At 58.2% G+C, this 14,216-nt stretch carries 10 protein-coding genes and 6 pseudogenes; 11 read left to right on the top strand and 5 right to left on the bottom strand.

From position 1 onward, the window contains the following. The first annotated feature begins 93 nt into the window (after positions 1-93). Positions 94-1,098 carry a C45 family autoproteolytic acyltransferase/hydrolase gene (locus tag NKH78_RS23580; RefSeq protein ID WP_352884497.1) on the top strand — a complete coding sequence of 335 codons (1,005 nt, stop codon included), beginning with the start codon at positions 94-96 and terminating at the stop codon, positions 1,096-1,098. Between the two features lie 28 nt (positions 1,099-1,126). Continuing rightward, positions 1,127-2,275 carry a mandelate racemase/muconate lactonizing enzyme family protein gene (locus NKH78_RS23585; RefSeq protein ID WP_352884371.1) on the top strand — a complete coding sequence of 383 codons (1,149 nt, stop codon included), beginning with the start codon at positions 1,127-1,129 and terminating at the stop codon, positions 2,273-2,275. A gap of 343 nt (positions 2,276-2,618) precedes the next feature. Here NKH78_RS23585 and NKH78_RS23590 read toward each other — a convergent pair whose 3' ends face one another. The 4 genes and pseudogenes from NKH78_RS23590 to alr all read right to left on the bottom strand — a co-directional run bounded on the left by NKH78_RS23590 (position 2,619) and on the right by alr (position 5,591). Then, positions 2,619-3,494: a TIGR01459 family HAD-type hydrolase gene (locus tag NKH78_RS23590; RefSeq protein ID WP_352884373.1), complete on the bottom strand. Its 876-nt coding sequence runs from the start codon at positions 3,492-3,494 to the stop codon at positions 2,619-2,621. 58 nt (positions 3,495-3,552) lie between these two features. Further along, positions 3,553-3,795 carry an EamA family transporter gene (locus NKH78_RS23595; RefSeq protein ID WP_352884498.1) on the bottom strand — a complete coding sequence of 81 codons (243 nt, stop codon included), beginning with the start codon at positions 3,793-3,795 and terminating at the stop codon, positions 3,553-3,555. Positions 3,796-4,006: 211 nt separating this feature from the next. Continuing rightward, a pseudogene (locus NKH78_RS23600) lies at positions 4,007-4,198 on the bottom strand (EamA family transporter); the annotation flags it as partial. A 265-nt stretch (positions 4,199-4,463) separates the two neighbouring features. Then, the gene (gene alr, locus NKH78_RS23605) at positions 4,464-5,591 is read right to left on the bottom strand and encodes an alanine racemase (protein ID WP_352884375.1); all 1,128 of its coding nucleotides are present in this window, start codon (positions 5,589-5,591) and stop codon (positions 4,464-4,466) included. A gap of 309 nt (positions 5,592-5,900) precedes the next feature. On the opposite strand from alr, the gene NKH78_RS23610 reads away from it, so the two are divergent. Beyond that, positions 5,901-7,055 carry a hypothetical protein gene (locus tag NKH78_RS23610; protein ID WP_352884377.1) on the top strand — a complete coding sequence of 385 codons (1,155 nt, stop codon included), beginning with the start codon at positions 5,901-5,903 and terminating at the stop codon, positions 7,053-7,055. Positions 7,056-7,275: 220 nt separating this feature from the next. Next, entirely contained in the window at positions 7,276-7,509 is a 234-nt protein-coding gene (locus tag NKH78_RS23615) for a DUF6429 family protein (protein ID WP_352884379.1), read from the top strand. Here the strand turns inward: NKH78_RS23615 and NKH78_RS23620 are convergent. Then, a pseudogene (locus NKH78_RS23620) lies at positions 7,490-7,633 on the bottom strand (transposase domain-containing protein); the annotation flags it as partial. The gene NKH78_RS23615 and the pseudogene NKH78_RS23620 sit on opposite strands and share 20 nt — an antisense overlap. Positions 7,634-8,119: 486 nt before the next feature. On the opposite strand from NKH78_RS23620, the gene NKH78_RS23625 reads away from it, so the two are divergent. The 7 genes and pseudogenes from NKH78_RS23625 to NKH78_RS23655 form a co-directional block, all read left to right on the top strand. Continuing rightward, on the top strand, positions 8,120-8,365 hold the full coding sequence (locus NKH78_RS23625) for a site-specific integrase (protein ID WP_352884381.1): 246 nt from the start codon (positions 8,120-8,122) through the stop codon (positions 8,363-8,365). A 226-nt stretch (positions 8,366-8,591) separates the two neighbouring features. Continuing rightward, a pseudogene (istA, locus tag NKH78_RS23630) lies at positions 8,592-10,135 on the top strand (IS21 family transposase). Between the two features lie 16 nt (positions 10,136-10,151). Beyond that, positions 10,152-10,786, top strand: a pseudogene (locus NKH78_RS23635) (ATP-binding protein); the annotation flags it as partial. Positions 10,787-10,838: 52 nt separating this feature from the next. After that, positions 10,839-11,105: a DUF5372 family protein gene (locus NKH78_RS23640; RefSeq protein ID WP_502899835.1), complete on the top strand. Its 267-nt coding sequence runs from the start codon at positions 10,839-10,841 to the stop codon at positions 11,103-11,105. Between the two features lie 308 nt (positions 11,106-11,413). Next, positions 11,414-13,396: a recombinase family protein gene (locus tag NKH78_RS23645; protein WP_352884385.1), complete on the top strand. Its 1,983-nt coding sequence runs from the start codon at positions 11,414-11,416 to the stop codon at positions 13,394-13,396. 4 nt (positions 13,397-13,400) lie between these two features. Continuing rightward, positions 13,401-13,544 (top strand): annotated as a pseudogene (locus tag NKH78_RS23650) (ATP-binding protein); the annotation flags it as partial. Between the two features lie 76 nt (positions 13,545-13,620). Further along, positions 13,621-14,080 (top strand): annotated as a pseudogene (locus NKH78_RS23655) (DDE-type integrase/transposase/recombinase); the annotation flags it as partial. Positions 14,081-14,216 lie beyond the last annotated feature (136 nt).

Below are 14,216 nucleotides of genomic sequence, written 5' to 3' on the forward strand. Positions count from 1 at the left end.
TGACAAGAAAATTTGGAGGGCTAAGAGGGGATCGTAATTTTCCGCCTGACAAGGGCCGCAATTTCGATGGCGTCTGCGCTACCTATCCCAATTATGGTATTGTCGGGTTCTCCATACGAGCGTGGCTTTCAGCATGGCAATCAGTTCGCTGACCTAATCGGTCAGGCCTTGGGCCGTCGTTTAGCATCCTTGTCAGCCGCGGATTTGTCCCAGGCACACAAGCGCGCTAGCGCTGTTCTGGCAACGGTCGATGTGATGGCTCCTCATGTTGGAGCCGAGTTGCGCGGAATCGCGGACGGTGCTGGTCGCGAGGTGTTGGGTATCGTCCTGCGCAGCTCATTTGAACTTCTTGCGCCGCCTGCGGCGACCGGCTGCAGTGGTCTGGCGGTGCAAACGCGTGACGGAGCGCTGATTGCACAGAACTGGGACGGGCCGCCCGGGAGCGATGCGGAACAGGCTCTTTTCATTCATGTCGGCCCAAGTGGCTTTGAATTCGCCACCGTGGCAGCCGTAGGTGGTCTCGGTTGGGTAGGGTTCAACCGAGCGGGCTTTGGTTTCGTCAACAATGACCTCGTATTGAAGTCACGTTGCGACGGAATTCCGAGCCAAATCGTTCGCCGCGTTTTTCTTGGCTGCCGGGACGTGAATACAGCAATCGAAGCGGCAAATTCGCTGCCGCATATGGCTGGTCGGGCATATCTTTTCGGCGATGCGTCAAAGCAAATCGCCTCGATAGAGGTTTCCGCGAGACATGGCGTGTCAGTGTTCAGATCGGGTTCATTCTTTGCCCACACCAATCATGCCTTGAATGACCAAATTCGCGCTGACGAAGACTCTGAGCTTTTGGCCAAGCAATATCCGTCGACCCAGAAGCGCCTCGAGGTTCTGAAGATACGAGAAGCGGGCTGCACGAACGCCTGCGAGGTCATGGATATTCTGCGGGATCGGACCAATGCACCTGACTCGGTCTGCAAGCAGACCTCGTTGCGTGAGCCGACGCAGACGGCCTTTTCGGTCGTCATGCAGTGCTGGAACAGGACCTTGTTCCTGGCTCGAGGAATGCCCTCAGCGACCGAGTATCAGCGGATCAGCCTGTAAGGTAACACCATCGGATTGCGAGGCGACTATGAAAATTACCGGCGTCAATATCTATTTGCTCAAATCTGGCCGCCTGCATCCTGTCTTGCTTGAAATCTTGACGGACGAAGGCATAACGGGGGCCGGCGAGGCGGGAATAGCCTATGGCGTTGGCGGGACCGCAGCGGCAGGGATGATCAAGGATCTCTCGGAACGATTCTTAATCGGCAAAGACCCCGGCCGGATCGAAGAGCTGTGGTCTACAATGTATGATCATTCGTTCTGGGCAAAGAATGGTGGCGCGATCATCTTTGCCGGCATCAGCGCGATAGAGCAGGCTCTCTGGGACGTCAAAGGCAAATGTCTCGGGGTCCCGGTTTATGAGCTTTTCGGCGGAAAAATCCGGGACCGTGTGCGGGTCTACGCGAACGGTTGGTACGGTGCGGCTGATACGCCGGACGAATTTGCCCGTGCGGCAGAAAGCCCTCTGAAGGAGGGATATGGGGCGCTCAAATTCTACCCTTTGGCACAGCGGGTCGGCTCGGCTTTGCAACACGTGACACGCCGATCAATGTCAGCCGAAGCAATTGAGCTTGCATACCGACGGGTCAAGGCTGTCCGTGATGCGGCCGGGCCCGAAATTGAACTCATGATCGATCTCAGTGGCGGCTTGACTACCGATGAGACGATTCGGTTTTGCCGAAAAATCGCTGAGCTCGATATTTGCTTTGTCGAAGAGCCCTGCGATCCATTCGATAACGGGGCGCTGAAAATAATTTCGGAACAAATTCCATTACCGATTGCTGTTGGAGAACGTGTCTATACGAAGTTCGGGTTCCGTAAGATCTTCGAGTTGCAAGCCTGCGGGATTATCCAGCCTGATATTGGGACAGCGGGAGGCTTGATGGAGACGAAGAAAATTTGCGCTATGGCAGAAGCCTACAATATGCGTGTAGCTCCACATGTGTGCGGTAGTAGTCTAATCGAAACTGCAACGCTCCAGATTGAAGCCAATATCACCAATTTTATGATCCATGAACACTATCCTGCCTTCAGGGACGATGACGGCTACGTAGAGGTGCTTGAGAATCCCCCGTCGAGCAGTTCTGGATATTTCGAAATATCCAACGCGCCCGGACTGGGAGCAGTTCTTATAAAACGAAACATCGAACCGTACCTCTGGGCCTCATGCACATAGGCATCACCCCGATAGACTTCCCCGAGTACGGCTTTCGGGATGCGACCCGTGGCCTCATTTGGCCTCATCGATGGGGACTGTCGAAGAGGCCCAATCGCTCACCTGCGGCGACCCTCGAATTGCTCTCGCCAGCATCCATCGAGTTCAACCTGCCGCGCAGACGCTTGAGAACCGTGGCCAGGTATTCAGCTGCAGGGGAACTGATCCGGGCGGCTCGTGAAAAACTCTATATCGACGCGCGCACCGTGGTTGTCCAAATCCGTCGGCTCAGATTCTCAAATCGAGGTCATCCTTGAAATCAATTAACTTGCCAAGGGTGATCGTTCTCGTCATCTTTCCTCTCCTACCACCTAAAGAGGGAAGCAGCGAACGTGGGAACGACTGGTTCTCCGGCAAAGAACTGTTGGAGCAGCGCACTGGGGAATTTGCCTGCTTTGAAGTCACCAGCGGCGTCCCTATGTATGCCGCTGGCGATGAAGAGCACGTCCATGCCCTCGTTTCGACCACCCGCAACGTCGGTCCGTAGCGAATCACCCACTGCGAGCACTTGATGTCTTTCGTAGCCGAGAAGGTCGAGGGCGCGTCGGTAAGCCGATGAATACGGCTTTCCATGGTAGAAAACCTCCCCTTCCAACGCTTCGTATTGCTCGGCGAGCGCCCCCGCACAAACAACAAGTTGATCGCTAACTAAAACGACCAGATCGGGATTCGCGCAGATCATTGGAAGTTTGCGCAAAGCACATTCCTTCAGCAGTGCCGCAACTTCATCTGGCGGCTGAGTGCTCGCCCCGGTGGTTAAGATAAAGTCGGCGTCTCCAGGTGAAAAGACCTCGAACCGATCTAATCCCCGGAGCAAGCCCGCCAGCTCAGGTGGTCCGATGTGGAAGTAGCGAGCTGCTAGTGCTCTATGCCAGTCGTCTGAGGCATTTTCTAGCGCCTCGTAAACCAGCTCTCCAGATGTGACAATATAGTTATATTGAGACGGTTCTATTCCAATCGATTCTAAGCTTGTAGCAACTTCGTAGGCACGACGGGGAGAGTTCGATAGGAGGCAGATATCAAGCTTCTTGTTTCGCAAAGCATTCAGGGCGGTGATCGCGTGAGGAAAGGCAACTTCCCCGTCGTGCAAGACACCCCATATATCCAGAACGACAGCACGATACTTTTCTATGACCGTTGCAATGCCTTCAATTATGATTGGCGCTTGCAAATTATTCATTGACCTTAGCTCCTTTTTCACGCCTTCCTGCAACTCCTGAGACAGCCAAACGTCAGTGCTACGGGCGCGCCGCGAGTCCGGCCATCGCTAGAAGGTACCCAACTGTTGATGCGATAATGATCCCACCCCCAACGAGGGTCGACAGGGAGGGTCTTTCGCCGAATGCGAGCCACACCCAAAATGGAGCGAGCGGCGTTTCTAGCGCTCCAATCAAGGAGGCTTGCGAAGCTGGAACGCGACGAGCGCCAGCCGAATAGAACACAAAAGCCAATCCCACTTGCACCAGGCCAAAAAAGCGCAAGATATACCAGATGTCTCAGAATTGGTGATAGCGGCGCAGCGAAGCACAAGCTGAGCAGTGAGACGAAAACGTTGGCCGCGCAGATGGAAGCCAGAAACGATTCTTCGCGGTGGATACACACAGCAACAAAGGCGGTCATGAAGGTCATGGCGACGGCAAGGGCGTTGCCAACAACGTCGGAGTCTAGACCTGTTCCCCAGACGAGCACGCAGTTACCTGCGGCCATCGTTACTATTGCCAATAGGGCCGCAGGACGAATTTTCTCTCCCAGCCAAAGGCACCCCAGGATAGCCGTGAAGACCGATGTCGTCCCATAGAGGGCTGCTACGTTGGCGATCGAGGTTAACTGACACGCAGGGATGAACACTAGCATGGCGATTGCCATGCAGGCTGGAACAATCATCCCTCGCCCTGTTGGACGAAGGCTATGTCTTGGCCCATCTACAAAGAGATCAAGTTGCCAGGAAAGCCGCTGCAAACAGACTGCGCCAAAACAAAATTGTCCAAGCGTCAAGTGGCAGGCCCCTGACGAGCAGCCCTGCGGTGCTCCACGCGACTGCAGAGATCGTGACAAAAAGAAGCCCCTTCCTATAAATATCTTGAAGCAAGGCAGTCGGGCCTCTTCGCTGTAGCCGAGGATGGCGCGCGGATCGTGGCCATAACCCGCATTAGTAAAATTGCTCGGGAAATCCAGCAGATGCAGAAGAACTATTCACATACCGCCTTGCGCAACCGACACCAAGCCGCGTGAGCACTTCTTGCGGATGAACTCCAGCGGTCGCGGCAAGGTCATCGACGGTGAAATCGTCGCCCAGCAGTTCGACATTCGTACCCGGACCACAAAGCGTCTCAGGAACATCCGTTACATCAATTGTTATGTATTCCATGGACACCCTTCCGATTAAAGGAGCAGGATATCCAGCAAACCGGACGGATATCTTGTTGGCGCAGACCCATGGAAGGCCATGCTTATAGCCGATCGCGACGACCGCTATGCGCCTGGCTCGGGCCGTGCGGAAAGTCGCACCGTATCCAACTGCCTCACCCCTTGCTACATTGCGCACCTCGAGTGTTTTCGCCTTGAGGCTGGCAACGGGCTTTAAAGGATTTGGCCGGATGCCGGCATTGTTAAGCCCGTAAAGTGCCGAGCCCACCCGTACCATATTGAAGTGATAGCGTTCCCCTAGCCACACACCGGCGGAGGCAGCGAGGCTGCGAAGTGTCGGTTTAAGCAGATCTGACGTCGCCCGAAAGCGGTTCCTTTGTAGCAAATTCATTGGGTCCCCAGCGCGTTCGCTGCATGCGAGGTGGCTGAGTACGGCCGAAGGCGGATGCCGGTTGAAGATACCACAAAGATACTTGCGCCGGACGTCGTCGAAAGCGAGGCCAAGGCGAGAGAGCCCAGTCTCCACGTTGAGAAAGTATGTTTGCGGCTCCGGTGCACCGCTAATGGCATCCAGTTCGACACAATTGTTCACAACTGGTATAAGGCCGTTCGATCGATAATGTCCGCCATACCTCGCAAACTCATCGCAAAAAACCGCGATTGCCGCGCCCATGTGGGAAGACCTCAGAAGTAGCGCTTCGTGGAGATTGCCGACGAAGAGCAGATCACATCCGGCGTCAATGAGCGCGCCTGCAATCTTAACCAAGCCAAGCCCATAGGCGTCGCTTTTGACGACAGCGGCTACCCTTACCTGTGGCCCAACGAGGGCCGATATGGTCCGAAAGTTCGCCTGAATCGCGCTGAGATCGATTTCGAGAACAACATCGGCAGGTCGTACCGAGCTCAACATGTCTTGCTCTCCACGGTCCTCGGCCCGTCTTTCGAAGCACCGCAAATTTGCCGGGCGGCATCCAAACCGTAACATCGAAAAGCTCAGCCGCACTCCATACCTCCTGCCACGCGTCAGCGAGTATCAGCTACAGGCTTGGTATAGACAGATAAGAGCAGAGACAGTTCCCCCTGCATAGTGGTTATACGTAATATAATGTAAAAGTTATATTGCAATTGTTTCACTATGTGGCATAAATTTCACGGAAATATCCTTCCATCCTTGCGAACTCCACGTTAGAACCTTCGGCAACGAACCTGGAGAGCTGCAGTGAATGGCCGCGTAAAGATTCTGATCGTTGGGCACGGCGTACTTGGTGGGGCCGTTCTTGATTTTCTCTGCCAAAGCGGCAGACCCTACGATCTGCACGTTGGAGCGCGAGATCTGCAGCGAGCCTCGTTGAGGGTCAACCTCGCGAAGTACACCGCCGTAAACCTCGGTCTCTCTCCGACCATCGAGGTAGTTCCGCTGGAATTGTTGAATACAGAGGCTACAGCAGAGCGCTTAGCGGCCCTCCGTCCTGATATAATTTTTAATGCCACGACTTTGCATTCCTGGTGGCGGATAACGCAATTGCCGACCGATGCCTATCAGCAGATCGATCGAGCACGCGGCGGCGTATGGACACCTATGCATCTAATGCTCATACGACGCCTCATGAGGGCTGTGCGGCAAGCTGGTGTGGAGAGCATCGTCGTAAACGCATCCTACCCTGACGTGACGAATGCCGCACTTGCGGCCGAAGGTCTCTCGCCGACAATTGGGATCGGTAACATCGCAAATGCCGTGCCGGGCATCAGGTTGGCAGCTGCACATCTTCTGGGTTGCGAACTGAAAGCGGTGGATGTGCAGTTTTTTGCGCAACATTATATCAGTTATCGTATGCCAAGCACCGGTTCCACGGACGGGGCACCCTATCACTTGACCATATATCGGAACGGCCAGGAAGTTAAAACACAGGAATTGGGGCACGATGAGATCTTCGCGAACGTAGCCGGACGTTTCCGCCGGGTGAAAGGTCTTGCGGGGCAATCCGTCACCGCTTCGTCAGCGACAGCGATTCTGCGTGCCTTTGCCGATCACTTGGAACGCGTTGTTCACGCGCCGGGGCCACTAGGTCTCGTGGGAGGCTATCCCGTTAGGATTGCTCCAACTGGTATTTCGATCGAACTGCCTCAAGGCTTATCCTTGGACGATGCGGTGGAGATCAATTCGCAATGCCAGAAGCACGATGGGATCGAGGCGATCGAAAGCGACGGTACCGTGCGCTTCACGGGAGAATCGGCAGGAATCCTGCGTGAGTTACTCGGCTATGATTGCGAAGCAATGGCGCTAGATGAGTGCGAAAAACGCGCAGAGGAGTTGGCAGCTAAATACGCCGAATATTGCGGTCGCCTTCAATCAGGCGCCACTCGCGCCGCCTAACTTCATAACTCACGGCCTGGCTTCCCAATGTACAGCTGTTTGTTCGATCTGAGCCCTTTCACCCTCCCGGGCGCCTATAGGTTGTCCGCCACCGCAAGCGTCTCGCCTGATTGCACAAAAAATGCAGCCGACCACCGGCAGAACTTGGAACACCGTTTTCTCCACTGTATCGATCCGGTCTGGGCACCCCGGCGGGTGCGGTCTGTGTTAAGCTGCAGCGATGGAGATCGACACCGACAAGATCGATGATGCGGTCCTGGCACTGCTTTGGCCGGCCCTGCACAATGAACGGTGCACCTGGAAGGGCTTTGACTGGGACGTGACGGATCGACTTCACCGGATGGGATTGATCGGCGACCCAGTCAACAAGGCAAAATCCTTGGTGTTGACGGACGAGGGTCTTCGGCGCTCGGAGGAGCTGTTTCGCGCGCTGTTTACGCGGCCGACGCCATGAGCGCCCGAGCGGGCTGCCAGTTCCATGGCAGCAGGCCCTCGAGCCGTGTGATCGGCGTGTCGGCGATGCGGGAGAGAACGTCGGCAAGCCACGCCTGCGGATCGACGTCGTTGAGCTTGGCGGTTTATGCCGACCGTCGAACTATGCCGAGTGAGCAATTTTTTACCAATGCTTTCCGTAACGTAGCGATAGCAGGATCGGCATAGCCTAGGCTCTCTCCGTCGCAATTGATGCGAAGGAGAGGACACATGAACGCAAGTGATTATCTGCAACGCAGCACACTTTATCGAAAGCTGATCCACGGGTCGTATGGCGAGTTCGCCCGCATTTACGCGGCCAGATTGTCGAACGAAGGCTTTGGTCGGCAATGCACCTGGCGATCGCTGAGCCTGCTTCGCGAGCTGATGGACTGGCATGTTGGCAACGGGCACGATCCCCACGATTTAAGCGAAGTTCACGTTGACCGGTTTCTTGAGCACCGTTCCAAACACTGGAGCCTCGACTCGGGGGACCGATCGGCGCTCCGGCGCTTGCTTTCTTCATTACGGCAGGAAGGTTTGATACCAGCCGTGCCTCCGATTGAGCGCACGGAGCAGAGCAGATTGTTGATGTGTTCGCGGCTTATCTCACAAATGAGAGAGGGCTCGCCGCCTCGACGGTGGAAAGCCATAAGCTGCTCTCACACCGATTTCTGCAAGAGGTCTGCTCGGCTGGCGCAGGGGGGTTTGCAGCGCTTACCCCGGAGATCGTCATCGGTTATGTCGAGCGACATGCTCTCGATGGCTCCGCCGACAGCGGCAAGGCGATGTGCGGGGTGGTGCGCGCCTTCCTGCTGTTGATTTCCACCGAGAACTGATCCGGGATTGAGAGATTTTTCCATCGAGAAGTGACCCATGTTTGAACCTGCTGCGTGTTTCATAAATTCGCGGACACCCATTCCGCTAATTCGCGGACAGCGATTTCACTAATTGCGGGACAGCGATTCCGCTAATTCCCGGACAGTTTCGGAGCGGATATAACGGTCGGTTCTCGGGAGCGCCGTTCTGGCATTTTGCCCTCTCATCATCGGGTTGAGAGGGGCCATGCCAAGACGGAAGCAAGCGAGACGAACGACAGTGAAAGACCTACGATCAATCCTGCGCCTGACGCATGAGCAGGGCGTGCGGTGTCGGAACGGCTGAAGATCAGCAAGACTTCGGTTTCGACCTATCTGTTGCGGGCGCGTGAGGCTGGCATCTCGGACTGGCCGCTTCCGCCGGGCTGTGACAATGACGTATCGCTTGAGAGGCTTCTGTTTCGCCGGGTTGGCCGTCCGCCGCAGGATCTGGACGAGTCCGATTGGGCGATGATCGCGCGCGAGTTGAAGCGCAAGGGCGTGACGCTGACGCTGTTGTGGCAGGAATACCGTGCGGCGCATCCCGATGGTTATGGCTACACGTGGTTTTGCGACCGGTTCGGCGCTTTCCAGCGCCGGGCGAGCGCAACGTTCCGCAACCGCCACGAGGCGGGCGCAGTGATGCAGACCGACTATGCGGGCCACACCGTGCCCGTCGTTGATCCCGATACTGGCGTCATCTACCAGGCTCAGATCTTCGTTGCGGTGCTGGGCGCCTCGTCCTTCACCTTCGCCCATGCCAGCTTCAGCCAGAAGCTGCCGGACTGGATCGAGGGCCAGTGCCGGGCACTCGCCTTCTTCGGCGGGGTAACGAAGGCGATCGTCTGCGACAATCTGAAGGCCGGCGTCGCCAAGGCGCTGTGGTTCGAGCCGACGCTCAACCAGACCTTCGCCGCCAGGCCGAACATTACGACACGACGATCCTGCCGACCCGCAGCCGCAAGCCGCGCGACAAGGGCAAGGTCGAGGGCGCGGTGCTGATCGTCGAGCGCTGGGTCCTGGCCCGGCTGCGCAACGCGGCGCTTCTTCAGTCTCGGCGATCTCAACGCCGCAATCGCGGGGTTGCTGGAGGATCTCAACAACCGCCCCATGCGCCATGTCGGCAAAAGCCGCCGCGAACTGTTCGAGGAGATCGAGCGGTCGGCTCTGGCGCCGCTGCCGCCGGCGCCGTTCGAATATGCGGAGTGGAAATCGGCCAAGGTGCATCCCGACTACCATGTCGAGATCGACAGGACCTTCTACTCGGTGCCGCACGCGCTGATCGGGCGGCGCGTGGATGTGCGGCTCACCCACCGGGTGGTCGAGCTCTTCCATGATCACAAGCGCGTCGCCAGCCATGTCCGCCGCTCGCAGCGCTGCGGCCATGTCACCGTCAACGAGCACATGCCCAAGGCGCATCAGCGCTATGCCAACACGACGCCGGCGAACCTGATCCGGCAGGCAGCCGGGATCGGCGCCAACACCGCCATGCTGGTCGAGCGGATGATGCGCGACCGTCCCCATCCCGAGCAGGGATACCGCTCCGCGTTTGGCATCCTCTCGCTGGCCCGTCGCTACGAGCGGGATAGGCTCGAGGCGGCCTGCGAGCGGGCGCTGGCCATCAATGCGATCACCTACTCCTCCGTCAACGCCATCCTCAAATCCGGCCTCGACCGCGTGCCGCCCGCGGCCGAGCCGGCCAAACCCACGCCATCGCACACCAACATCCGCGGCGGCTCCTATTATCAGTGAAGGAAGGAAACCAACCATGCTGACACATCCAACCCTCGACCAGATGCAGGCTCTCGGCCTTGGCGGAATGGCCGCCGCCTATCGGGACCTGGCCGACCAGAGCAACGCCGACGATCTCAGTCGCGACGAGTGGCTTGGCCTGATGCTCGATCGTGAAGCCGCCATGCGTGCCGACAAGCGTGTGACCAACCGTCTCGCCGTTGCCAGACTGCGCTTTGCCGATGCCTGCATCGAGAACATCGACTTCGCCGCACATCGCGGGCTCGACCGGCGCAATACGCTATCGCTCGCCCATGGCGCCTGGCTGAAGGCGCATGAGAACCTCATCATCACCGCGGAACCGGCAAGTCCCACATTGCCACCGCGCTCGGCGTGCAGGCGATCGAGCACCATCGCAAACGTATCCGCTTCTTCTCAACCGTCGAACTCGTCAACGCGCTCGAGCAGGAGAAAGCCCAGGGCAAGGCCGGCCAGATCGCCAACCGGCTCGCCCATTCCGATCTCGTCATCCTCGATGAACTCGGATACCTGCCGTTCAGTGCCTCAGGCGGTGCGCTGCTGTTCCATCTCCTGAGCACGCTCTACGAACGCACCAGCGTCATCATCGCCACCAATCTGAGCTTCAGCGAATGGGCAACCGTCTTCGGCGAACCAAACATCAGAGGCCGCCGCCATTCTCGACCGGGTGGTGTCTCATTTGACGGTGATCGACCCGCGTCACGGCCTTGCGGGTCAGCTTCTGGAGCTCGTGTCGTCCCGTTCCGCGCGCGGTCCGGCTTTCGTCGTTGTTCGACTGCCTGACGGACGCCGCCGCTCAATTCGGCGCTCGGTGACCGACCTTGCAGCGGCGTCACCTGAAGAACAGGACGTGTCGAAACCGTTGGCCCGCATCAACGTCCGAACGCTGCTCACATTGATGCACCATTTGAACCACCATGGCCTCCCGTATCGAGGAGGTGATTCGCGATGAACATACAGTCGAATCTGTACCGCGTAGCGTCCCAGACTCTCACCGAACTTCCGAACCCAGGCCTGACGACACTCCCGAGCCTTTGGCTCAACTTGCCGGGGGAGACGCAGAAGCAGATCGCGCAGAGCCTCGCGCGACTTCTCTTGCGGATGCGATCGACGGGCACGCCGACAGCGGCGGATCGGCATGTTGAGAGCATCGAATAGACCGGACGAGTGCGTCACTGCTGCGCATCGCGGTAAGCTCGCTTACATTACGTCCGCCAGTCCTCCGTGAACCAGGTGCGGCATCATCAGGAAAGCACGGAGTTGCAGTACGGTCTTGTCGATCGCGCGGTCGCTCTCGGCTGGCCGCATGAACGTGTGCAAGTCATTGACGAAGATCTTGGCAAATCCGGAGCCGGGACCATCGAGCGGATGGGCTTCAAGAAGCTGATCGCCGAGATCGGATTGGGGAATGCCGGTCTGGTCATAAGCCTCGATGCCTCCCGCCTTGCTCGCAACAACCGCGATTGGCATCAGCTCCTCGATTTGTGCTCGCTCTTCGGCGTCATCATTGCCGATGGCGAACGTCTCTACGATCCCTGCGCCTACCATGACCGCCTGTTGCTCGGTTTGTCGGGCATCATGAGCGAAGCGGAATTGCACCAGATCAAGCAGCGCCTCCATCAGGGCGAGCGTCAGAAGGCGGCACGCGGCGAGCTACGCCTTCCTGTTCCCGCCGGACTGGCGCATGGTCGCTCCGGCGAGATCATTCTCAATCCCGATGAGCAGGTGCAGGCGAGGCTCGGCCTCGTCTTCGCCAAATTCCGCGAGCTTCACAGTGCGCGGGCCGTGATGCGCTACCTGCGAAAGAACGATCTGCCGCTGCCCGTGCGTCCCGTGCTCGGCCCAGCGCCGCACGATGTTGTGTGGCGCCAGGCCGATAGCTCACGAGTACTCAGCATTCTTCAAAATCCTGCCTATGCTGGAGCGTATGTCTATGGCCGCAGGCGGGTGGAAGGCGTGCGGATTCGCCACGGCGTTTATCGCCCGAGGACGACCAAGGTCCCCATCGCCGACTGGGAGGTTTGCCTTCAGGCTGCCCATCCTGGTTATATCGGCTGGGAGGAGTTCATGGAGAACCAGAGGCGGCTGGCAAACAACATCAACCGCTACGAAGGCGGCCATTCGGGCGTGCCGCGCAAGGGAGCGGCACTGCTGCAGGGCATCGCTGTTTGTGGGCGGTGCGGTCGCCGGATGAGCCTGCGCGATAGCGGTCCTGCGGGCGACTACCCCGTCTACACGTGTCGCGCCGACCGCGATCAGGAGGGCGGGCTGCTATGCCAGGAAGTGCGTGCGCTGCCTGTCGACGCGCACGTCGAAAGCATCCTGCTCGAGGCCTTGAGGCCGGACAAGATCGCCATCGCCATCGCCGCCCTGGGCCAGATCGAAGAGGAGACGCGTCAGCTTGAGCGGCAGTGGGCGCTGCGGCACGAGCGGGCTCGTTATGAGGCGGAAAGAGCACGGCGCCAATATGATGCGGTCGAGCCTGAGAACCGTCTGGTGGCGCGTTCACTGGAGCGCGTCTGGGAAGAGAAGCTTCGCGCCGTCGAGGCGATCGAACAGGATTACGAACGCTGGCGACATGACGAGCCCCTGGTCTTGAGCGAGTCCGACCGCCAAGGGCTTGAAAAGCTGGGCGAAGATCTGCCCGACCTCTGGCACTCGCCTTTGACAACGGGAGCCGAGCGCAAGGGCATTCTGCGCCTCATCGTCTGCGAGGTCGTCCTCGACCAAAAGCGCTTCCACGGCCAGGTCTGGTTCAAGATCCTGTGGCAGACGGGAGCGACAAGCGAGCACTCTCTCCAGAGGCGGGTCCACACCTATGGCGACTACATCGATCTGGAGCGGCTGCGCAGCCGCGTGATCGAACTCAACGTCGCGGGCAAAATGGACAAGGAGATCGCCGCGACGCTGAACGCGAAAGGCTTTGTCGCAGCGCGCGGCCACGCGTTCAAAGGTGAGAATGTCTGGCTTCTGCGGACACGTTGGGGCATCCCCACTGTCAAGATCAACGGGACGAGCGCCAATCCCGACCGCTGGCCAGATGGAACCTACTCTGTTCAAGGGGCGGCCGCCGCCCTGGACGTCACACCCCAAACCGTCTTCGACTACCTCGCCCGCGGCTGGATCGAGGGACGCCAGCTCACGAAGGGGCAGCCGTGGCAAATCGAACTCTCGGACAACCAGATCAACACGCTGCGAGCGCGGATCGCACGTACCAGGCGATCAAGGAAGAAGGCATCATGAAAACTTCGCTGACGCCAAGATGACCACGGCGCTGCTCGACCGGCTCACCCATCACTGCCACATCCTGGAGACTGGAAACGATAGCTTCCGCTTCAAGACAGCTCCGCCCAAACCGCAACGAGCAAGAAGGAAAAAGCCGCCCCCTTGACCAAAACCTGAGACCCAAACCATACATAGAGGCGGGTCACTTCTCGGCGAAAATCCCGGGTCAGCTCTCAGCGGAAATCAACAAGCAGGGCACCGTTCTCGCGGAAATCTTGCAGAAGCGACGTGACAAGGCGGCGGCAAAGCGCCTACTGGTCACGTTGATGAAGTGCTATGGTTTTGTTCCGAAGCGAATCGTCACCGACAAGCTTCGCTCCTACACTGCGGCAAAGACTGAAGTGGCGCCCGGTCTCGACCATTGGTCGCACAAGGGCCTCAACAATCGAACCGAGAACAGCCATCTGCCGTTTCGAAAACGGGAAACGAACCATGCAAGGCCACCGATCGCCGGGAGCGTTGCAACGTTTCGTCTCCATGCATGCACTCAGCTACCCGCAACTGCTTTTCAGTTCCCTCCCGCCGCCGTCCTGCACAAACAGTTCGCTACCATCGCCTCGAGGCTTTCATGCCTGGAAGATTGCGGCCTGTCGCCTGAAAACTAAAGACGCCTCATGGTTTTCAGACAGAGACTTAACGTGACAACACCGGCGCGCGGCTTAGCCGCTGATCAACGAAGGAGGGATAGGTTTGCCATCCCCGCGTAATTTGGCGGGGCTTGAACCTCAGTGACGAACGCTTCTGGCTATTCGAACCTCGCACAATTTGATACGGCTCG

It is taken from the genome of Mesorhizobium sp. M0910 (assembly GCF_040319465.1).
Lineage (GTDB): Bacteria > Pseudomonadota > Alphaproteobacteria > Rhizobiales > Rhizobiaceae > Mesorhizobium.